The sequence below is a fragment of the Ruegeria sp. genome (assembly GCF_040830605.1).
GTDB lineage: Bacteria > Pseudomonadota > Alphaproteobacteria > Rhodobacterales > Rhodobacteraceae > Ruegeria.
Genome location: NZ_JBFOMD010000006.1, coordinates 11,987 through 32,533 on the forward strand (window position 1 = coordinate 11,987; position 20,547 = coordinate 32,533).

The 20,547-nt window shown below is 65.3% G+C and carries 18 protein-coding genes; 4 read left to right on the forward strand and 14 right to left on the reverse strand.

The annotated features are described in order from the left end of the window. Positions 1-45 precede the first annotated feature (45 nt). The gene (locus AB3N21_RS10545) at positions 46-1,173 is read right to left on the reverse strand and encodes an aminotransferase class V-fold PLP-dependent enzyme (RefSeq protein ID WP_367935201.1); all 1,128 of its coding nucleotides are present in this window, start codon (positions 1,171-1,173) and stop codon (positions 46-48) included. Between the two features lie 300 nt (positions 1,174-1,473). On the opposite strand from AB3N21_RS10545, the gene AB3N21_RS10550 reads away from it, so the two are divergent. Continuing rightward, positions 1,474-2,175, forward strand: a complete 702-nt coding sequence (locus AB3N21_RS10550) for a GntR family transcriptional regulator (RefSeq protein WP_367935202.1) — start codon at positions 1,474-1,476, stop codon at positions 2,173-2,175. A gap of 3 nt (positions 2,176-2,178) precedes the next feature. Here AB3N21_RS10550 and AB3N21_RS10555 read toward each other — a convergent pair whose 3' ends face one another. Together AB3N21_RS10555 and AB3N21_RS10560 are read right to left on the reverse strand one after the other, a co-directional pair. Then, positions 2,179-2,637: an Lrp/AsnC family transcriptional regulator gene (locus tag AB3N21_RS10555; protein ID WP_367935203.1), complete on the reverse strand. Its 459-nt coding sequence runs from the start codon at positions 2,635-2,637 to the stop codon at positions 2,179-2,181. Then, positions 2,634-3,089 (reverse strand): Lrp/AsnC family transcriptional regulator, encoded by a 456-nt coding sequence (locus AB3N21_RS10560; protein WP_367935204.1) that lies wholly within the window; start codon positions 3,087-3,089, stop codon positions 2,634-2,636. Before AB3N21_RS10560 ends, AB3N21_RS10555 begins: the two co-directional genes overlap by 4 nt. Before the next feature lie 131 nt (positions 3,090-3,220). Between AB3N21_RS10560 and ilvC the strand changes: the two genes are divergently transcribed. Next, the gene (gene ilvC / locus AB3N21_RS10565; RefSeq protein ID WP_367935205.1) at positions 3,221-4,243 is read left to right on the forward strand and encodes a ketol-acid reductoisomerase; all 1,023 of its coding nucleotides are present in this window, start codon (positions 3,221-3,223) and stop codon (positions 4,241-4,243) included. Positions 4,244-4,296: 53 nt separating this feature from the next. Here ilvC and AB3N21_RS10570 read toward each other — a convergent pair whose 3' ends face one another. Next, positions 4,297-4,749: an SRPBCC domain-containing protein gene (locus AB3N21_RS10570; RefSeq protein ID WP_367935206.1), complete on the reverse strand. Its 453-nt coding sequence runs from the start codon at positions 4,747-4,749 to the stop codon at positions 4,297-4,299. Next, positions 4,742-5,059: an ArsR/SmtB family transcription factor gene (locus AB3N21_RS10575; protein ID WP_367935207.1), complete on the reverse strand. Its 318-nt coding sequence runs from the start codon at positions 5,057-5,059 to the stop codon at positions 4,742-4,744. Before AB3N21_RS10575 ends, AB3N21_RS10570 begins: the two co-directional genes overlap by 8 nt. Positions 5,060-5,216: 157 nt before the next feature. Between AB3N21_RS10575 and AB3N21_RS10580 the strand changes: the two genes are divergently transcribed. Continuing rightward, positions 5,217-6,137, forward strand: a complete 921-nt coding sequence (locus AB3N21_RS10580) for a DMT family transporter (protein ID WP_367935208.1) — start codon at positions 5,217-5,219, stop codon at positions 6,135-6,137. A 2-nt stretch (positions 6,138-6,139) separates the two neighbouring features. Here AB3N21_RS10580 and glmM read toward each other — a convergent pair whose 3' ends face one another. From glmM to AB3N21_RS10625, 9 genes are all read right to left on the reverse strand, one after another. Beyond that, a complete protein-coding gene (gene glmM, locus AB3N21_RS10585) occupies positions 6,140-7,486 on the reverse strand; it encodes a phosphoglucosamine mutase (RefSeq protein ID WP_367935209.1) in 1,347 nt (448 codons plus the stop codon). A gap of 36 nt (positions 7,487-7,522) precedes the next feature. Then, a complete protein-coding gene (folP, locus tag AB3N21_RS10590; protein WP_367935210.1) occupies positions 7,523-8,521 on the reverse strand; it encodes a dihydropteroate synthase in 999 nt (332 codons plus the stop codon). Further along, a complete protein-coding gene (locus tag AB3N21_RS10595; RefSeq protein ID WP_367935275.1) occupies positions 8,518-9,438 on the reverse strand; it encodes a dihydroneopterin aldolase in 921 nt (306 codons plus the stop codon). The genes folP and AB3N21_RS10595 overlap by 4 nt, the downstream gene beginning before the upstream one ends. A gap of 167 nt (positions 9,439-9,605) precedes the next feature. Next, positions 9,606-10,247: a cell wall hydrolase gene (locus AB3N21_RS10600; RefSeq protein WP_367935211.1), complete on the reverse strand. Its 642-nt coding sequence runs from the start codon at positions 10,245-10,247 to the stop codon at positions 9,606-9,608. Between the two features lie 186 nt (positions 10,248-10,433). Further along, positions 10,434-12,974, reverse strand: coding sequence for a putative PEP-binding protein (locus tag AB3N21_RS10605; protein ID WP_367935212.1), 2,541 nt, complete (start codon positions 12,972-12,974; stop codon positions 10,434-10,436). A 220-nt stretch (positions 12,975-13,194) separates the two neighbouring features. Continuing rightward, complete coding sequence (glyS, locus tag AB3N21_RS10610; RefSeq protein ID WP_367935213.1) at positions 13,195-15,456, reverse strand: glycine--tRNA ligase subunit beta; 2,262 nt, start codon at positions 15,454-15,456, stop codon at positions 13,195-13,197. A gap of 9 nt (positions 15,457-15,465) precedes the next feature. Next, positions 15,466-16,677, reverse strand: a complete 1,212-nt coding sequence (gene gltS, locus AB3N21_RS10615) for a sodium/glutamate symporter (protein WP_367935214.1) — start codon at positions 16,675-16,677, stop codon at positions 15,466-15,468. A 10-nt stretch (positions 16,678-16,687) separates the two neighbouring features. After that, positions 16,688-17,212: a DUF6446 family protein gene (locus AB3N21_RS10620; RefSeq protein ID WP_367935215.1), complete on the reverse strand. Its 525-nt coding sequence runs from the start codon at positions 17,210-17,212 to the stop codon at positions 16,688-16,690. Further along, positions 17,209-18,147, reverse strand: coding sequence for a glycine--tRNA ligase subunit alpha (locus AB3N21_RS10625; RefSeq protein WP_367935216.1), 939 nt, complete (start codon positions 18,145-18,147; stop codon positions 17,209-17,211). Before AB3N21_RS10625 ends, AB3N21_RS10620 begins: the two co-directional genes overlap by 4 nt. 207 nt (positions 18,148-18,354) lie before the next feature. Between AB3N21_RS10625 and AB3N21_RS10630 the strand changes: the two genes are divergently transcribed. After that, complete coding sequence (locus AB3N21_RS10630) at positions 18,355-20,094, forward strand: serine protease (protein WP_367935217.1); 1,740 nt, start codon at positions 18,355-18,357, stop codon at positions 20,092-20,094. Positions 20,095-20,547: the final 453 nt, after the last annotated feature.

Consider the following 20,547-nt stretch of genomic DNA (forward strand, 5'->3'; position numbering starts at 1 on the left):
CCCATTTGGTTCCAACCGTAGGGCGGGCTTCAGCCCGCCACCCGGTCAAAGCACCTGATCCAGAACCCGCTTGAGCCGCCCGATGGTGGCATCGACGTCATAGAGCTTGTCCAGACCGAACAGGCCCAGCCGGAACGTGCTGAAGCCCTCGGGCTCATCACATTGCAGCGGCACCCCGGCGGCGATCTGCATGCCGAGTGCGGCAAATTTCTTGCCGTTCTGCACCTCGGGGTCGCAGGTATAGCTGACCACCACCCCGGGCGCGCCGAAGCCTTCGGCGGCGACCGAGGTGATGCCCTTGTCCCGCAACATCGCCCGCACACCATTGCCCAGCGCCCACTGCGCCTCGCGCAGCTTGTCAAACCCATAGTCGCGGGTCTCGGCCATGGTATCGCGGAAGGCACGCAGCGCATCGGTGGGCATGGTGGCGTGATAGGCATGCCCGCCGCCCTCATACGCCTTCACGATGTCGCGCCATTTCTTCAGGTCGATGGCAAAACTGTCCGAAGCGGTCTCGGCCAGCCGCGCCTCACCCTTATCGGAGAGCATCACAAGACCGGCACAGGGCGACGCGCTCCACCCTTTCTGCGGGGCCGAGATCAGCACGTCCACGCCGGTGGCTTCCATATCCACCCAGACACAGCCGCTGGCGATGCAATCGAGCACCATCAGCGCGCCCACCTCATGCGCCGCCGCCGCCATGGCGGTCACGTAGTCGTCGGGCAGGATTACGCCCGCCGCCGTCTCGACATGCGGGGCAAAGACGATATCGGGCTTCTGCTCGCGGATCGTCGCCACCACCTCGTCAATCGGGGCAGGCGCAAAGGGCGACGGGCTGTCATTGCCGGTCTGGCGCGCCTTCATCACGGTGGTGCTGGCGGTCAGCCCGCCGGTCTCGAAAATCTGGCTCCAGCGGTAGGAGAACCAGCCATTGCGCACCACCAGCACGTTTGCGCCACGCGCGAACTGGCGCGCCACCGCCTCCATCCCGTAGGTGCCACCGCCGGGGATCACCGCGACGCCCTGCGCCTTGTAGACGCCTTTCAGCATGTCCGAGATGTCGCGCATCACCTGCTGAAAGGCGGCGGACATGTGGTTGAGCGAGCGGTCGGTGAAAACGACCGAGAATTCCTCGAGCCCGTTGGGATCGACGGTATCAAGCAGTGCGGGCATGATCTGTCCTTTCTGACTGGTCCCGTCATTTCTGGCGGCCACCGCCGGGCAGGTAAAGCGGCAAACCGACGTTTTGCGGGGGGATAATCGACATATCGCTTGAAAATTTCTGCCTTCACAGTCGGTCGTCGGATTGGGTTATTTGGGAGTACAACCGTGCCCTTTGCGGTGCGTGCAATTTTCTTGTTCGAAAATAAATGGTTAACACATGTGACGCTAAATAGTGTCACGACATCTTTACACGCAGAAGTGTTTCTGAACAGATACGCTCAGCCAGGACAAGAAAGGGCGGACTTACCCGTGAAATCGCAAAAGCGGACCAGCTTTCAGGTCGTTCGTGACGAGGTGAAACGAAGGATTGAAAGCCGCGTCTGGCCGCAGGGGTCCGTGTTACCGACCGAAACCGAACTGGCCGCCGAATTCGATTGCGCAAGGGCAACGGTCAACCGCGCCCTGCGTGAACTGGCGGATCAGGGCTTTGTCGAGCGCAAGCGCAAGAGCGGCACCCGGGTCAAGAAGGCGCCGGCCCGGCAGGCCCGTCTGGAAATCGCCCTTGCAAGGCAGATGGTCGAGGCGCAGAACGCCGCCTACCGCTATGCGCTGGTCGCTCGTGACGTGGTGCCGGCACCCGCATGGCTCAGCTCGCAGCTGACCCTGCCGCCCGATGCGCAAATCCTGCATCTTCAATGCATGCACTATGCGGATGACCGGCCCTTCCAGTTCGAGGAGCGCTGGATCAACATCGCCTCGGTGCCCGAGGTGGAACACGCGGATCTGAGCGAGACCGGGCCGCATGAGTGGCTGCTGAATGCCGCGCCTTTCACGGACGCCAATCTCGCCTTTTCCGCTGTCGCGGCGGACGCGCGTCTGGCCGAGTTTCTGGGCACGATGCCCGGCATGCCGATGATGCAGACCGAGCGGGTGACCTGGCTGCAAAACACGCCGGTGACGCTCGCCCGCATGACCCATCACCCCGGCTTCCGGATCAGCACGCGCTATTGAACCTCAACCGATCGGGCCCGGCAGGCGTTCCTCGCTGAGCAGCACATTGGCCTCCACCTCGCCCGCACCCGGCAGCGTCATGATCCGGCGCCGCAGCACGCGCTCGAAATCACTGAGGTCCCGCGCCACCACCCGCAGGCGGTAATCATACAGCCCCAGCACGTGCTCGACCGTCTGCACCTCGGGGATGGCGCTGACGGCGCGTTCGAAATCCTCAAGGCTCACCTGCCCCTTGCGCGCCAGCTTGACGCCCAGAAACACGGTCACGCCAAAGCCCAGCGCCTCGGCGTTCAGCCGCAGCCGCCGCCCCTTGATCGCCCCCTCCTCCTCCAGCCGCCGGATGCGTCGCCATGTCGCCGGCTGCGACAGCCCGAACCGCCGCCCCAAGGCTCCTGCGCTTTGCGTCGCGTCCTGCGCCAGCGCCCGCAGCAGCTTGCGGTCCATATCGTCCAGTTCGATCATACCGGCAGCACCTCGTCGCTTTTGACCCGGGCGATATGCATCAGCGCCTCGATATCGGCGATATGCGGCAGGGTCAGGATGCGGTCGCGGTAGAGCTGCTGGTAGTGGGACATGTCCCGCGCGATCACCGACAGGCGCACATCGACCCGGCCCAGAAAGGTCTGGATCTCGATCACCTCGGCCACCTGCCGCGCCGCGTCCGTGAACTCGTCAAAGGCCCGCGCCTGCGTCTTGTCCAGCGTCACCCGCAGCGAGACCTCGACCGCATAACCCAGCGCCGCCCAGTCGATCACCGCCTCCTGCCCCTCGATGATCCCCGCCGTCTGCATCTTCTCGATCCGCCGCCAGCAGACGCCCGGACTGATCCGGCACCGCTCGGCCAGTTCGGCCACGGACAGGCTCGGCTCACCCTGAAAATGGCGCAGAATCCGGCGGTCAATGTCGTCAAGCATGATTTCTTCGCACTTTCACATTTTTGCGAATGATTCTTCTTCTTGCAGATAAATACGCATGTCCCGCGCTCTCGCAAAGTGCAAAACGACCGGATAAAAGCACCGCAATCGAAACAGAAAGGACCGGCAAAATGCGCGTCTATTACGATCGTGATTGCGACATCAACCTGATCAAGGACAAGAAAGTGGCGATTCTGGGCTATGGCAGCCAGGGCCACGCCCACGCGCTGAACCTGCGCGACTCGGGCGCCAAGAACCTGGTCGTCGCTCTGCGCGAAGGCTCGGCCTCCGCCAAGAAAGCCGAAGCCGAAGGCCTGCAGGTGATGGGCATCGCCGAGGCCGCGGCCTGGTGTGACGTCATCATGTTCACCATGCCCGACGAGCTGCAGGCCGAGACCTACAAGAAATACGTCCATGACAACATCAAGCCCGGTGCCGCCATCGCCTTCGCTCACGGCCTGAACGTGCATTTCGGCCTGATCGAGCCGAAAAAGGGCGTCGACGTCATCATGATGGCCCCCAAGGGCCCCGGCCACACCGTGCGCGGCGAATACACCAAAGGCGGCGGCGTGCCCTGCCTGGTGGCGGTTCACACCGACGCCACCGGCAAGGCGCTGGAAACCGGCCTGAGCTACTGCTCGGCCATCGGTGGCGGCCGCTCGGGCATCATCGAGACCAACTTCCGCGAGGAATGCGAAACCGACCTGTTCGGTGAGCAGGCGGTTCTGTGCGGCGGTCTGGTCGAGCTGATCCGCTGCGGCTTCGAGACCCTGGTCGAAGCAGGCTACGCGCCCGAGATGGCCTATTTCGAATGTCTGCACGAGGTGAAGCTGATCGTCGACCTGATCTACGAAGGCGGCATCGCCAACATGGATTACTCGATCTCGAACACCGCCGAATACGGCCAGTACGTCACCGGCCCGCGCATTCTGAAATACGACGAAACCAAAGCGCGCATGAAAGAGGTTCTGAACGACATCCAGCAGGGCAAGTTCGTGCGCGACTTCATGCTGGAGAACGCGGTCGGCCAACCGACCATCAAGGCGTCGCGCCGCGCCAATGACGAGCATCAGATCGAACAGGTCGGCGAGAAGCTGCGCGGCATGATGCCGTGGATCTCGGCCGGCAAGATGGTCGACAAGTCGAAGAACTGAGCCATCCCCGGTTCGAACAAAGGGCGGTCCAGCGGGCCGCCCTTTTTCGTGGCTCAGGCGGCGATGGCGCCCGCATAGCGTTCTCCGAACACGTAATCCCAGCCGCTGTCGTAATTGCCGCGTTTGGCAGCCGCTTCAGCGCCCCAGACCTCCCATTCCGAATGGGTTAGCGTGACCCGGGTCTTGCCGCCTGCATCCGCGAACTCCACCTCGACCCGTGTGGGCGCATCGGCGTTGTTGCCCGGATGCCAGGTCATCGCAAGCCTGCGGCCCGGCTCAAACTCCAGCACTTTGCCCCAGTCGGCGCGGCCTCCGTCATGCATGGTCTCATAGACCGCCCCACCTACGCGCGGCTCGATCGTTACCGACTGCGCAGGCTTCCCGGACGCGGCCGACACGGCATGCCCATCCAGCGGCCACCAGTCGGAAATCCGGGTCACGAACACCTCGAAAGCATGCGCGGCAGAGCAGTTGACGTCTACTGTCTTCACGATCGGGTCAGTCATGGCGATCCGCCTCCTTGTCGTTGATTTCACTGGCAAAGCTGTCCAGGGCCTTGGTCCAGAACTGGTCGAGCCATTCCCGCAGGTCCGCCAGTCCCTCGGGCCGGACTGCATAGATCCGGCGGGTGCCCTGGGCGCGGCACATCACCAGACCGGCATCGGACAACACCTTCAGATGCTGCGACACGGCAGGGCGGCTGACGGGCAGTTTTGCGGCCACGGCGCCCACGGGGCTGGGGGTGGCGGCAATCACCTCAAAAACCTGTCGCCGGGTCGGATCGGCCAGGGCGGAGAGAGAATCTATGTAAGTCATAACTTACGGTAAGTATGTACTTACATAATGTCAACTGAGGTGTCTGGGTGGGACACCGTGCCAAGTCTTGTCCACAACTGGACCCTTCGCGCCAACTCCGGGATTGACGCCGATGCCAGACCCGGTTTCTGTGCCTTTCGGATTTCCGGGGGACACAGTGAGCCAAAGCCCTGACATCACCGCACGCAGCTGGATCATGGTTGCCATTCTCGGCTTTGTCTGGGGCGGCACCTTCATGGTGATCGAGCTTGCGCTGGAGGGGCTGACGCCATTCTGGCTGGCCGCCTTCCGCATCGGGTTTGGCGCGCTCTTGAGTTGCGCGGTCTGGCAGATGCTGGGCGGGCGGCTGTTCACCGCGCCGCTCACCGGGCCGGACCGGAGATCACTGATCCTGATCGCGTTGCTCAGCTCGGCGGTGCCGTTCGCGCTGATCTCGTGGGGGCAGCAATACGTGACCTCGGGCTTTACCGGCGTCTCCATGGCCTCGACCGCGCTGATGGTGCTGCCGCTGGCGCATTTCATGGTGCCGGGAGAGCGGATGACCTGGCGCCGGGCGCTAGGGTTCTGCGTCGGGTTTGTCGGCGTTTCGCTGCTGATGGGCTCACAGGCCTTCGAAAGCTCGGGCGACGTGCGTGAGTTGCCGGGGCGGCTGGCCTGTCTGGCGGCCGCGGCCTGTTATGCGGTCACCTCGATCCTGATGCGCCGCCTGCCCCCGGTGGACCCGGTGGGCCTGTCCGCCGTTCTGCTGCTGATTGGTGCCTTTGGCGTGATCCCGCTGGCCTGGGCCGTCGAGGGGCCGCCGCCCCTGCCCGATCAGAGAACCCTGTGGCTGGTGGCCTTTCTGGGCATGGTGCCCACGGCGGCGGCCAACCTGTTGCGCGTGACCGTGGTGCGCACCGCCGGGCCGGTCTTCATGAGCCTGACCAATTATCAGGTGCCGGTCTGGTCGGTGGTTCTGGGCGCGGCGCTGCTGGGCGAGCCCTTGCCGCCCGCCCTGCTCTGGGCGCTGCTGCTGATCCTCTGTGGCGTCGGCCTCAGCCAGTATGGCGCGCTGCGGCGGCTGTTCGGGCGCGGCTAGGCTCAGGCCGAGACCGCGTCCGCCACTGCGTCCACCACGGAATCCACGGTGCGCTCCAGCAGCCCCTCATCCTCGCATTCGGCCATCACGCGGATCAGCGGCTCGGTGCCGGATTTGCGGATCAGCAGGCGGCCCTTGCCGTTCAGCGCGCCTTCGGCCTCAGCAATCGCGGTCTGCACCTGCGGCAGCTCCAGCGGGGTCTGACCGGCTTCAAAGCGGACGTTTTTCAGCAATTGCGGCACGCGCTCGAACTGCTGCGCCAGTTCCGAGGCCGGACGGCCCGAGCGCACCATCTCGGCCAGGAAATGCAGCCCCGCCATCAGCCCGTCGCCGGTGGTGGCATAGTCGCTCATCACGATATGGCCCGATTGTTCGCCGCCCAGGTTGAACCCGCCCTCGCGCATCCGTTCGACCACATAGCGGTCGCCGACGGCGGTGCGTTCCAGCCGCAGCCCCTGCCCGTCCAGATAGCGTTCCAGTCCGAGGTTGGACATCACCGTCGCCACCAGCGCCCCGCCGCTGAGCTGCCCGTCAGCGGCCCAGCGCGAGGCCAGCAGCGCCATAAGCTGATCGCCATCGGCCACCGTGCCGGTCTCGTCGATCAGGATCACCCGGTCGGCGTCCCCGTCCAGACAGATGCCCACATGGGCGCCATGGGCGACGACGGTTTCGGAGGCGGCCTGCGGTTGGGTCGACCCGCAGCCGAGATTGATGTTCTTGCCGTCGGGTGCGACGCCCAGCGGGATCACGTCGGCGCCCAGCTCCCACAGGATTTCGGGCGCAGCGCGGTGTGCAGCGCCGTTGGCGCAGTCGATCACCACCTTGAGCCCTTCGAGCCGCAGATCGCGGGGAAGCGAGGACTTGACCCGCTCGCCATAGCGGAACCGCGCGTCATCCACCCGCCGGGCCCGCCCGATATTCTGCGCCTGCGCCGGGTTCACGCCCGCGTCGATCAGCGCCTCGATCTCAAGCTCGGCCTGATCGGACAGCTTGTAGCCGTCGGGGCCGAAGAACTTGATGCCATTATCCTCGGCCGGGTTGTGGCTGGCCGAGATCATCACGCCCAGATCGGCCCGCATCGAGCGGGTCATCAGCCCCACCGCAGGGGTCGGCACCGGCCCCAGCAAGAGCACGTTCATGCCGGTGGAGGTCAGCCCCGCCGTCAGCGCGTTCTCGAACATGTAGCCCGACAGCCGCGTATCCTTGCCGATCACCACCCGGTGGACACCGCTGGCATCGCGGCGGAAGTAACGCCCCACCGCCGCGCCCATGCGCAGCGCCATCTCGGCGGTCATCGGATGGGTGTTGGCGGTGCCCCGCACCCCATCGGTTCCGAACAGCTTGCGCATGGCTTTCACTCTTTCTCAACTATTGGCGAGACAGGCTTAGCGGACGGCGGACCACAGACGCAAGGCCTGCGCGGTCTGCGCGACATCGTGCACCCGGACGATCTGCACCCCCTGCGCCAGACCGGCCAGGGCGGCGGCGATCGAGCCCGGTGCGCGGGCATCGGCGCGCGGCGCCTGCCCGATACGTCCGATGAAACCCTTGCGCGACACGCCCAGCAGGATCGGGCAGCCCAGCCCGTGAAACAGGCTCAGATTGCGCAGCAGCGTCAGGTTGTGGTCCTCGGTCTTGCCGAAACCGATGCCGGGATCGACCACGATCTGCGCACGGGTAAGCCCAAGTGCCTCCAGCCGGGCGATCTGGCCCGCGAGGAAGTCGTAAACGTCCAGCAGCACGTTTTCATATTCGGGGTTGTCCTGCATCGTGGCGGGATCGCCCTGCATGTGCATGACGCACACCGGCACCTGTGCCTCGGCGCATTGCGGCGCCAGCGCCGGATCGAAGGTAAAGCCCGAGACATCGTTGACCAGACCGGCCCCGGCAGCCAGCGCGGCATCGGCCACGGCAGCCTTGCGGGTGTCGATGGAGATCAGCGTATCGGTTTCCGCCCGGATCGCCTCGATCACCGGGACGGTGCGGGCGATCTCCTGCGCTTCGGGGATGAAATCGGCACCGGGCCGGGTGGATTCGCCACCGATATCGAGGATGGTGGCGCCATGTGCCGCCATGTCGGCGGCGGCGGCCCGGGCGGTTTCGACCGTATCGTGCCGCCCGCCATCCGAAAAACTGTCGGGCGTTATATTGAGGATGCCCATGATCTGCGGCTGCGCCATGTCCAGACCGGCAATGGGCGCGCGCGGGGCGGTCAGACGGTCCCGCACATCACCGGGAATGGCATCGGCGCTGACCACGCGTGGTGCGGCATCGCGGGACAAACGCTCGGCATGGGTGAACCACAGGTCCCCTCCGGCCAACGGCAAGGCGCCATCGGGACGGGCCGGGCCATGCTGCACCAGCGGACGGTAATAGTCGCTCACAGTTCGGCCTGCTCCACCGACACCGCGCGCAGCGGCACGCTGGGGTCGGCGGGCAGATCGCCGCCGATCACCAGCATCTCGCTGGCCTCGAACGTGGCGGCGAACCAGGCGGCCAGCGCCACCGCGTCCGACGGCTTGGCCGAGGGCCCATCCACCGCGTCCAGCACGATCTTCGACGGCGCCCAGACGCAGATCTGGCCGTTCTTCATCGCCCAATCCAGCTCGGTCCGGGTCGAGACCACGACGCAGCGGAAATCGCGCGCGGCGAGGGCCCAGGCATTCTGTTCGATGGCCAAGAGGTCGATCCGGCGCTGGGTCATCGCGTGGCCGGTCTGCGGCGCGGGCAGATCGGCGGCGCCGACGCACAGGATCAGCGGGCGCCGGCGGTGTTCCAGCTGGTCGATCCAGGCCGACAGGTTGGGCGAGGCAATCGCTTCGTTCGACAGATAGACCAGCCGGGGATGCGGGCGCTCTTCCTCTTCCACATCGTGATGTACGGCATCCTTGCCGCGCACGATCTCGACCCCCAGCGCGCCGGGGCCGCGATCCAGCTTTTCGATGCGGACAAAGGCGCGCACCGCCTGCGGTTCCAGCAGGATGCGCTCGGCCACCCGCTCGGCCAGGGTCTCCAGCAGGTTCAGACGCTCGGCGGCCAGCTCATGCGCAATCGCTTCGGTCACCCGGTCATAGGACAGGATGCGGTCCACATCGTCATCGATGGGGCCGGTCAGCGGCTTGACCTCGACCACGATGTTGAAACAGATCCGCTGCGTCGTGCCCCGTTCGGCCTGAAAGGCGCCGATCTCGACCTCGACGATATGATCGCGCAGCGAGATGCGGTCGAGCGGCCCCAGCGGCGCAGTGGCCTCGGACCGTTCGGACGGATGGGCAAAGGCGAGGCGGATTTCAGAGCTCATGAGCGTGGCCTTTTCGGGCTCGGACAGATCAGGTTCGACCAGCATAAGGGTCGCGCGCGGCTATAACAGCCTCACAAGCGCCACACCAGCAACGGATTGCGGCGTCCGCGAGAAAACGCGAAACGCCGCTCTGCCCACCGGTATCCGGCCTCTTGTTCCGTCCAGCCTCAGTTACTGGCCGTGCGGTAGTTGTGACGATAGAAGATATGCACACCAATCCGCGCGGTTTCCTCGTAGACCCGCGACCAGGACGGGCGCACCGCCTTGGTGTGGTAATGGGTGGCGCCCTCAGTCAGGCCGCCGCCGACGCCGTCAATGGCGGCGCGGGCCACCTTGGCCACCCGCTCGAACGCCTTTTTCTCGGCAATGACTTCCTTGCGCCCGTCACAGGTATAGGTGAACTGGCACTGAAACTTGCGCCCGGTTCCCTGCTTGATCACGCCGCACAGCGTGTTGGGAAAGCGCGTGCTCTCGACCCGGTTCAGGATCACCTCGGCAACGGCGAACTGGCCCTTGACCGTCTCACCGCGCGCCTCGAAGTACAGCGCCTCGGCCAGGCATTGCCAGTTGTCGTCACCGGCGGCCTTGGGCCGCTGGTCCAGCCAGTTGCGGGTATAGCTCACCTTGACCGGTTTCGCCTGCTTTCGCGGCTTGAACACGTTCAGGTATTGACGGAACCTCTGCCCCGGCAGCTCACTGCGGGACACTTGGTCTTGTCCGGTTACATAGTCTTTTTCTCGTTCGGCAAAGGATGGGTTCGGCAACGCAAACACCATCACCATGGCAGCCGCCACAACGATACGTATCATCAGAAAACCTCGCACAGGCACAATACGCGCCATACCCTCCCCCGGCGGGCGCGAGGTGGCTCTTAGACCAGTCGGCGCGGAACGTCCAGTTTTGCGGAAAAGACAAGTGGAATCTTGCCGATAGCGGGTTGGCTCACCCTGCGATCGGCGGCTTTTTGCCACTAAATTTATGGTGGACGGGCCGTGTCAACCACCAAGTTTGGACGAAATCGCCAGTTGAGCGGCAGCCAGCCGAGCGACCGGCACCCGGAAGGGGGAACAGGACACATAGTCGAACCCGGCATCCCGGCAAAAGGCGATTGATTCGGGGTTGCCGCCATGCTCGCCGCAAACCGACAGGGTAACCTCGGGCTGTGCCCGGCGTCCGCGTTCCGCCCCCAGTTGCAAAAGCTCGCCCACCCCGTCCACATCCAGCACGTGGAACGGGTCTTCGATGAACACGCCCTGCCGGACATAGGCCGACATGAAGCGGCCCGCATCGTCGCGCGACAGGCCATAGGCCATCTGGGTCAGGTCGTTGGTGCCAAAGCTCAGGAACGCGGTATGCGGCGCGATCTCATCGGCGCGCAGGCACGCGCGCGGCGTTTCCACCATCACGCCCAGGCGATAGTCGAACTCCTGCCCGCCCTCCGAGGCGACCGAAGCCGCGACCGAGTCGATCCGGGCCTTGACCAGTTCCACCTCGCGCTTGGCCGAGACCAGCGGGATCATGATCTCCGGCACCACCGGCGCGCCTTCCTTGCTGGCCTCGAGCGTCGCCTCGAAAATGGCGCGAGCCTGCATGTCGTAGATCTCGGGCACGGTCACGCCCAGGCGCACGCCGCGCAGCCCCAGCATCGGGTTGTATTCGCTCATCGCGTCCACCCGGCGCTCGACATCCGAGACCGGCAGATCCAGCGCCTCGGCCAGTTCGCGCTGGCCGGTGCGCGTGGTGGGCAGAAACTCGTGCAGGGGCGGATCGAACAAGCGGATGCAGACCGGCTGGCCCTTCATGATGCGGAAAAGCTGAACGAAATCCTCGCGCTGCATCGGCAGCAGCCGTTCCAGTACGGCGGCCCGGCCCTTGGAGGTCTGGGCAAAAATCATCTCGCGCATCACGATCAGGCGGCCCGGATCAAAGAACATGTGCTCGGTCCGGCAGAGCCCGATCCCCTGCGCGTCGAAATTGCGCGCGGTCTGGGCGTCGGCGGGGGTGTCGGCATTGGCGCGGATGCCGATATCGCGCTCGGCATCGGCCCAGCCCATCAGGGTCTGGAAACAATCGTCCAGCGCCGCCTCGAGCATCTCGGGCTCGCCGGCCAGAACCTGCCCGGAGCTGCCGTCGATGGTCAGGATGTCGCCGGTCTTGAAGATGCGGCCATCCGGGGCGGTCAGCAGTTTCTTCTTGGTCTGAAACCGCATCTCGGACGCGCCGACGATGCAGGGCAGGCCCAGACCCCGGCCGATCACGGCGGCGTGGCTGGTCATGCCGCCCTTTTCGGTCAACACCGCCACGGCGGCATGCATGCCCCGCACATCCTCGGGCGAGGTTTCGCGGCGCACCAGGATACAGGGCTCGCCGCGCGCGGCACTGGCCTGCGCCTCGGCGGCGGTAAAGACGATCCGGCCCGAGGCCGCGCCCGGACTGGCGGCGATGCCGGTGGTCAGCACGTCGCGCTCGGTCTTGGGATGGACCTGGCGGTGCAGCAGCTCGTTCAGCGAATGCGGATCGACCCGCATCACCGCCTCCTGCGGCGGGATGATGCCGTCCTCGGCCAGACGCACGGCAATCCGCACGCCCGCACGGGCGCTGCGCGGCACCCGCACCCCGTCGAGAATATGCACGCGGCCATTCTCGATCACGAACTCCACCTGCATCTCTTCGCGCAGCTTCTCGCGCATCAGCGCCGCATGATCCTTGATGGCGACGAAGGCCTCGGGCGCCACATCCTCAAGCGACGGGCCGCGCGTGTCCTTTTCCAGATAAAGCGCTGCCACATCCTCGCCCAGCGCATCGCGGCCCTGGCTCTGGCTCAGGTAGCGCCCGGTGATCTGCGGGCGCCCGGTGGCCGGATCGACCAGCTGCAACACGCCCGAGCCGCATTCGCCCAGCCCCAGCCCCGGGATCATCTCCTGCACCACCAGCCCCAGCCCGGCATCTGCGGGCGCGCCCTTGGCCTGCCGCAGCAGGCGGGCCGAGGTGCCTTCCCACGCGCGGGCCATCGAGCGCAAAACGGCGCTCAGCTGCTCGCCGGGGTCCTGCGGAAAGCTCTCGTCGGTCTCGTCCTCATAGGCGCGCAGCGACTGTTTCAGCCCCTCGCGGCCATCCGCCTCGACATCGTCGAACACATCCGGGTCCAGCCGGGCCACGTGGATCGCATAGCTTTGCACAAAGCGCAGATAGAGCGCCGCCGCCGCCTCGACCCCCATCGCGTCCGACAGGTCCACGTAGCGCGCGTCGTTCATGCCGATATTCAGTACCGCCCCCGGCCCACCCCAGTCCGGGTCCTCGGAGCTGGGCCGCACGCACAACAGCGACGTGGGATCGAACTGCCCCAGAATGGCCGCCAGATCGGGCATCCGGCCCTCGGCAATCTCATGCACCGCGTCAAAGGACAGCGCCACAGTGCGCGGCACCGGCAGGTCGAGCCGGACCAGACGCTGCAGGCATTTCGCCCGCCCGCCATGGGTGTTCGCGGCCACCGGCGCGTCGGCGGTGATGAGGGTTGTATCCGGATTATTCTGCACTGCGGCACCTTTTGGTTTCGCCGCAGCATAAGAAGGTTTGGGCGTGGCGCAAGGGGCTGATCCCGCGCAATCCGGGCGTAACGGGGAAGAAAGCCGCTTGGAAGCGGCTTGGAAAGCGGTTTTCAAACCGCTTTCTTCAAGGCGTTTGCAAACGCCTTTCCCGGGGCTCCGCCCGTTCGGCGCTGAAATCGGTTCACCGGACCGATCTCAAGGGCGCGCCTCACCCCTCGATGCGAGTTAAGTCCGCGACGCTGGAACACACCGTGCGGATCTGGCTCAGCAGGTTCAGGCGGTTGCGGCGGACGATGTCGTTGTCGGTGTTGACCTGCACCTCTTCAAAGAAGGCGTCGATCGGCGCGCGCAGGCCGGCCATGGCGGACATGGCAGCGGGGAAATCCTCGGCCTCGAGCGCGGGCGCGATCCTGTCCTGCGCCGCATCCAGCGCGGCAAACAGGGTCTTCTCGCTCTCGGTCTGGGCAAACTTCGCATCCGCTCCGAACGAGTATTCCACCCCGTCCTTCTCCTCTGCCTGGGTGAGGATGTTGTTGGCCCGCTTGAACCCCTGCACGAGGTTTTCGCCATCCTCGGTCGCAATCACCGCGTTCAGCGCCCGGGCCCTTTTGACCAGCAAAGTAAGGTCGTCGTTGCGGTCCATCGCGATGCAAGCGTCGATAACGTCGTGACGGATTCCCTCGTCGCGGAGGAAAACTTTGAGACGATCATGAAGAAACTCCCAGAAGCTGTTTTCAATTTCCGGACTCTCCACTGAATAAGCGGAGTCCAAGATACCCATGTTTTTTGCCTCTTCCAGCATCTTTGCAAGTTGGTCGCTGGTGTACCTCTCTCTCGCCAATGACTTCGAGTATTTCTTGCTAAACTCACTCGGCAAATACGAGATATACTCCTTGATCCACATTATCGCTGTTGCGTTGCTAGAAGAGTATCGAGCGCCAAAGGCCGCTCGCATTGCAATAGAGATGATTTCACGCCACGAGTGCCCTAGCCCATTGACCAAAACCAACCGGATCACCCCCAACGCCGCGCGGCGCAGCGCAAACGGGTCTTTCGAGCCGGTGGGCTTTTCATCAATCGCCCAGAACCCGGTCAGCGTGTCCAGCTTGTCGGCCAGCGCCACGGTCACCGAAAGCGGCGCGGTGGGCACCTCGTCGGACGGCCCGAGCGGCGAGTAATGCTCTTGCGCCACGGCGGCCACCGCAACGTCCTCGCCCGCGGCTTCGATGTAATACCGACCCATAAGCCCCTGAAGTTCGGGGAATTCATAAACCATTTCCGAGTTCAGATCGGCCTTGGCCAGTTTCGCCGCCTTCTCGGCCTGATCGGCATCCGCACCGGTTACCGGGGCCAACTCGCGCGCCAGCGCAGCGATGCGGCGGATGCGGTCGCCCTGGCTACCGAGCTTGTTGTGGAAGGTCACGTTTTCCAAGGCGTCCGTCCACTGGCTCATGTCCGATGTGGCAACGCGCAGGTCGTTTTCCCAAAAGAACTTGGCATCGGCCAACCGCGCCGACAGCACTTTCTGATTGCCCGCCAGAATGGTCGCGCCATTATCCGCCGTCTCGCGGTTGGCCACTGTGATGAAGCGTTCGATCCGGCCCGTTTTCGGATTGCGGACCGAGAAGAATTTCTGATGCTCTTTCATCGAGGTCTGCAGTACTTCCGGAGGAAGATCGAGGAATTCCGCGTCGATCTCGCCCATCAGCACCACGGGCCATTCCACCAGCCCGGCCACTTCGGCCAGCAGCCCCTTGTCCTCGACCACCTCAAGCCCGGCGGCAAAGGCGAGGTTCTGGGCGTCGTTCCAGATATGCTCAGCCCGCTCGGCAGGCGACAGGACCACGAAGGCGCGCTTGAGCTTTGCCGCGTAATCCTCGAAAGACGCGACGGAAAACCGGCCCGGGGCCATGAAGCGGTGGCCTTCGGTGCTGTCACCGGCAGCGATGCCCTCGACCTCCAGCGGAACGACCTCAGCACCCGTCTCGTCGCTCAGAATGCAGAGGATCGAATGCAGCGGGCGCACCCAGCGCAAGGCCCCGCCGCCCCAGCGCATCGACTTGGGCCAGGGGAAGTTGCGGATGGTCGCCTCAAGCACCTCGGCCACGATGTCAGCGGCCGGGCGGCCCGGCTTTTCGATGGTGGCGAAATAGACCGCACCCTTGGGCGTGTCGCGTTCCTCAAGCTGGTCGCGGGTGATGCCGGCGCCGCGCAGGAACCCCTCGACCGCCTTGTCGGGCGCACCCACCTTGGGCCCCTTGCGTTCCTCGCGGATGGTGGGGCTTTCGGCCAGCAGCCCCTCGACCGCGAGCGTCAGGCGGCGCGGTGTGGTCAGCGCGGCGGCACCCGCATAGGTCAGACCCCCCTCGACCAGACCGTCGGTGATCCGCTTTTCCAAGTCCTCGCCCGCACGGGTCTGCATGCGCGCGGGGATTTCCTCGGAAAACAGTTCGATCAGCAGGTCGGGCATGGTCGGTCCTTAGAAAGTGACGATCGTCTGGATGACGATGGCATTGGCGATGTCCACGAAGAAGGCGGATACAAGGGGGAGCACGATAAAGGCAATAGGCGACGGGCCATATCGCTTGGTCACGGCGGTCATATTGGCGATGGCGGTGGGGGTCGCGCCCAGGGCAAAGCCCCCGAAACCGGCGGCCAGCACGGCAGCGCGGTAATTGCCGCCCATGACGGGGAACAGCACCCAGATCACGAAAGCCACCGCAAACAGTGTCTGCGCCGCCATGATCGCGGCGATGACGATACCCAACTCGGCAATGGTCCAGAGCTGCAGGCTCATCAGCGACATGGCCAGAAACGCGCCCAGCGCAAATTCCGAGATCAGCGCCAGCGACGGCGTACGCGAGACCGGAGGGGCCGAGGGCGCAATCGCGGCGCGCAGGTTCGAGATCACGATGCCCATGATCAGGCAAGGCACGAAGAGCGGCAGTTTCAGCCCGGCGGCGGTGATCGCCTCGCTCAGCGCGTAGCCCGAGATGATGGCGAGGTTGAGGTAGAGCAGCACCCGCATCACCGTCAGATGGTCGATCCGGGTGGTCGCGGCCTTGACGTCGCCGGGCACGCCCACTGTGTGTTCCTCATCCGGCCGGCTGGGGCTCAGGTCGCGGCCTTCGACCAGCAGGCGGGCAATCGGGCCGCCGACGAGGGCGGCCAGCACGAGGCCCAGCGTGGCCACGGCCACGCCCAGCTCGGTCGCGCCCTCAAGTCCCGTGGCCTCGGCCACTTCGGGCGCCCAGGCGATGGCGGTGCCGTGCCCGCCGATCAGCGCCGCCGAGCCGAACAGCACCCCGGCCTGCGCCGGATAGCCGAACAGAACCGCCCCCGCCGCGCCGATCACGTTCTGCATCAAGATGGTCGCCAGTGTCAGAACCAGCAACAGCAGCAGTGGTTTGCCGCCCGCGATCAGGTCCGACAGCCGCGCGTTCAGGCCGATACCGGCAAAGAACAGGACCAGCAGGAAATCGCGCGAGGTCAGTTCGAACGACAGTTCCACCCCGAAGAACAGGTAGAGCGCCAGCACCACCAGCGAGGCCAGAAGGCCGCCGGTCACCGGCTCGGGGATGTTGAAGCGGCGCAGGGCCGCGACCCGCGTATTGATCTCGGCCCCCAGCAGATAGACGGCAAAGCCCAGCGTGGCGGTCAGGAAATCGGGTATCAGATAGGTCTGGCCCATGCGCAGCCGATCAGTTCTGCGGTCGGGGCGGGCATTCCTCGCCCACCACGGTGCCGTCATAGGCCTTGTGCCCGCAATTGTTCAGCACATGCCAGACATAGCCCCGCCCGTCCTCGGTCACGGCCACGATACGATCCACGCCGTAATGGATGTTCTTGGTGCCCAGATAGGCGCGGGCGGTCCCGGCCTTCAATGCCTCGCCCAGGGCCACACCATCGTAGCAGTCGAACCAGCCCGGCGCGATCAGCGGCTCGGGATCGTCGGCGGCCATGTATGTGGCAGACAGCGTATCGAGGCTCAGCCCGGTCTCGAAACAGGCCCGGTAGCGGATCGGAGAGCTGTCGGCGTCGATCGCCTGAAACGCCGTGTATTCAATCGGTTCCGGCGCATCGGCGTCCTTGGGAAGCAATTGCACATCGCGCCCGGGCTGCGCGGCCACCTCATAATAGAACCCGTAGATCTGCAGGTAATACATGGCGATGCCCGCAGCCGTGGCGCAGGCGAGCAGGACGATGACGAGGAGCCTGCCGGTCATTGCGCGGTGGCCTGATAGCCCCCGGCCCCGGTCTGCACGAAGGCATCGGCGCATTGCTTGGCCAGTGCCCGCACCCGGCCGATATAGGCCTGCCGCTCAGTCACCGAGATCACGCCGCGCGCATCCAGCAAGTTGAAGATGTGGCTGGCCTTGATGCACTGGTCATAGGCGGGATGCGCCATGACGATGCGCTTGCCGGTCTTGGGGTCGTCATGCTCCTGCGCGAGGATCGCGGCGCACTCGGCCTCGGCCTCTTCGAAATGGCGCAGCAGGACCTCGGTGTTGGCCACGTCGAAGTTCCAGCGGGCATATTCCTCTTCGGTCTGTTTGAAGATGTCGCCATAGGTCAGCGGGCTGGGCGATTGCGGGTCGTTGAAGGGCATGTCCATCACGTGGTCGATGCCCAGCACATACATGGCCAGCCGCTCCAGGCCATAGGTCAGCTCACCCGAGACCGGCGCGCAGTCATGGCCGCCGACCTGCTGGAAATAGGTGAACTGGCTGACTTCCATACCGTCGCACCAGACCTCCCAGCCCAGACCCCAGGCGCCCAGGGTCGGGCTCTCCCAGTCATCCTCGACAAAGCGGATGTCATGCAGGTCCATGTCGATGCCGATGGCTTCAAGCGAACCCAGATACAGGTCCTGCAAGTCCGGCGGGCTGGGTTTGATCAGCACCTGGTACTGGTAGTAATGCTGCAACCGGTTGGGATTCTCGCCATAGCGCCCGTCTGTCGGGCGGCGCGAGGGCTGCACATAGGCCGCCGCCCAGGGTTTCGAGCCCAGCGCGCGCAAGGTGGTGGCCGGGTGGAACGTCCCTGCCCCCACTTCCATGTCATAGGGTTGCAGAACGGCGCAGCCCTTGGAGGCCCAATAGGTCTGCAGCCGCAGGATGATCTCCTGAAATGAGCGCGGCGCGCTGGTCTGATCGGTCATGACGTTCCCTCTGGGCGCTCATCGCGCGGTTCCGATGGTTTGCGCCTTTCCTATGCAAGGGGCCCGGGGGCGTCAACGGGCCAATACCGCCCCGCCTGTCGCGATACGGCCACACCCGTTTTTCCCCTCGCCGCGGGCATGGCATTTGGCGCAAAATGCTGCTTATGGTGCAGCCAGGATACGGCTTTCCGGAACACGGGACTTCTGATGACACGGGTTTTCTCAACCATTGCTTTTTTTCTTTTCTTCGGCCTGCGCGCCGCCTTTGCACAGCAGGGCGAGGCGATGTGGGTACAAATCGAGGCACACCCCTCGCTGCGCGAGGCGCAGGCACGGGCGCAGATCTATTCCAACGCGCTGGCGGATGTGAACGGATTCCGGCTGGGCCAGGGCTGGTACGCCATCGTGCTGGGGCCCTACGCACGCCCGGATGCCGAGCAGGTGCTGCGTGTCTACCGGGCCGAGCGGCAGATCCCGCAGGACAGTTTCCTTGCCCGGTCGAACTCGCTGGGTCAGCAGTTCTGGCCCATCGGCGCGAACATCCTGAACCGCGGCGTGGTCGCGCCGCCGGTGCAGCCCGCGCCTGAGCAGCCGCAGGCCACCGTGCAGACGCCGACCCAGCCATCGGACGAAACCCCGGCCGAGGCCCGTCAGAGCGAGCGCCTTTTGACCGCGGACGAGCGCAAGGGGCTGCAAACCGCCCTGCAGGCCGCAGGGTTCTACAATTCGGCAATCGACGGAGCTTTTGGCCGGGGCACCCGCCGGTCGATGGCCGACTGGCAGCAGTTCAACGGGTTCGAGGCCACCGGCATTCTGACCACCCAGCAGCGCAAGGTGCTGATGGACGAGTACAACGCGCCGCTGATCAGCGCGGGCATGCAACGCCGTAGCGACACCGAGACCGGGATCGAGATCGACCTGCCGCTGGCCGTGACCCGGTTCGACCGCTACGAGGCGCCGTTTGCCCATTTCGAAAGCAGCTCGGATATCGGCGCACAGGTGCTGCTGATCTCGCAGGAGGGCTCGGCGGCGACCCTGCGCGGGCTCTACGACGTGATGCAGACGCTGGAGATCGTGCCGCTCGACGGCCCGCGCAACCGGGCCAAGAACAGCTTTACGCTGGAGGGGCGCGGCAACGGCATCGTCTCATACACCGAAGCGGCGCTGAAAGACGGTGAGATCAAGGGCTTTACCCTGGTCTGGCCCGAGGGGGACGAGGCGCGCCGCACCCGGGTTCTGGCGGCGATGAAAGCCAGCTTCTCGCGCATCGAGGGCGTGCTGGACGCCGGCGCCGGTGCCAATGCCGAACAGCGGGTCGATCTGGTCTCGGGTCTTGCCATCCGCAAGCCGCGCCTGTCGCGCTCGGGCTTCTATGTCGACGGCGAAGGCGCGGTTGCCACCGTGGCCGAGGCGGTCGAGGGCTGTACCCGGATCACGTTGGACCGCGAGCATGAGGCGCAGGTGATCAGCACGGATGCGGATCTGGGCGTGGCACTGCTGCGGCCCACCGACGCCTTGTCGCCGATGGCGGTGGCGCAACTGACCACCACCGAGCCCCGGCTGCAATCCGAGATCACGCTGTCGGGCTATTCCTACGAGGGAGTTCTGGGCGCCCCGACGCTGACCTATGGCACGCTGGCGGATGTGCGCGGGCTGGGCGGCGAGGCCGAACTGGCGCGTCTGGCGCTGGCCGCGCAGGAGGGCGATGCGGGCGGTCCGGTCTTTGACGCGGGCGGCTCGGTTCTGGGCATGCTGCTGGCCACGCCGAAAACCGGGCAGGACCTGCCGGGCGATGTGAGCTTTGCCGCTGATGCGGCGGCGCTGACCGATCTGTTGAGTTCGGCGGGGCTGAGCGCGCAGGAGACCCCGGGGGGTGAGCCGGTCTCGCCCGACGAGCTGAACCGCAGGGCGCAGGGCATGACGGTTCTGGTCAGCTGCTGGGAGTGAGGCCCGCCTCATTGAGATGACAAAGGCGGCGCTAGATGCGCCGCCTCAGAACGTTGACAAACCCCCGGCTCCTGCAAACCGGTCTCAAGATGCGGGAAACTGTTCCAAAACACCATTTCAAATCCGTTTGGCACGGGCATCAGCCCGGGCCGCGCCCGACCCTCCCCCCGGGAGGGCGCATTTGCGATGTCGCGTAAATCTCCGACAAGGGCTCAGGTTTTGAACGATCCGCACTATTTCTGCGTTTCGCAAGCGCCCACCCAAGGTCGGGCGCGGCCCTTGTCGCACCCATTCAGCCGGCGCGCGGAACAATTTCCCTGCCCCTCCGATTCTCGAGGTTTATCAGCAGTCTGAGGCGCCGCCTTTCCCGTTGACACGAGGCAGTCCCGCCCGTCGTCAAGGCCGCTTTTGCGGCCTCTCCTCCCGTTGGGCCGGGCGCCGCACGGGCCTTGC